We start from the raw sequence: 506 nt of genomic DNA on the forward strand, positions 1-506 counted from the left end.
GAGGGGCGCCGGTATAATCTTAATAAAAATAATTGTACCGATTTCGGTTTAAGCATTGCTTTGGAAGCCGGAATTTCTATTTCAGATACGCAGGGAAGCTGGTTTCTTGGGAGAGGCAATAACCCGGGAAGCGCAGGACAAAGTGTGATAGAAGGAAAAGTTACCAATGCAGATACAAACGATCGGAGAGGACTTTTGATCCTGACGCCGTAGTATGAGATCTTCCGGTTTATTTTTCTCTGTATATTGCCGGAGTTCTATTTTAATGCATTGTCAAGATCCCTGATAATATCTTCGGCATCTTCAAGTCCCACAGACAACCGGAATATCCCTTTTCCGGCAAACTCATCCCATGAGTCTTTCCGTTCCTGAGTCTCGAGTTTAAATGAGGAGAGAAGAAGATCTTCCGACCGCATGTAAAAGATCAGCGATCTGTGATGCCCCAGGGAAACAGCATAATGGATAATTTGCAGTCTTGCTGATAATTGCTTTGCCATTTCATCGCC

2 protein-coding genes are annotated in these 506 nt (G+C 43.7%); one reads left to right on the forward strand and one right to left on the reverse strand.

The features are described 5' to 3' along the window. Positions 1-213 (forward strand): hypothetical protein (locus tag ACNOHI_RS25675; protein WP_420477547.1); only part of this gene is annotated, 213 nt, incomplete at its 5' end. A gap of 44 nt (positions 214-257) precedes the next feature. Here the strand turns inward: ACNOHI_RS25675 and ACNOHI_RS25680 are convergent. Continuing rightward, the coding region (locus ACNOHI_RS25680; RefSeq protein WP_420477548.1) for a PLP-dependent transferase at positions 258-506 on the reverse strand (249 nt) is incomplete at its 5' end.

This window comes from Noviherbaspirillum sp. ST9, from assembly GCF_048799745.1.
GTDB lineage: Bacteria > Pseudomonadota > Gammaproteobacteria > Burkholderiales > Burkholderiaceae_D > Noviherbaspirillum.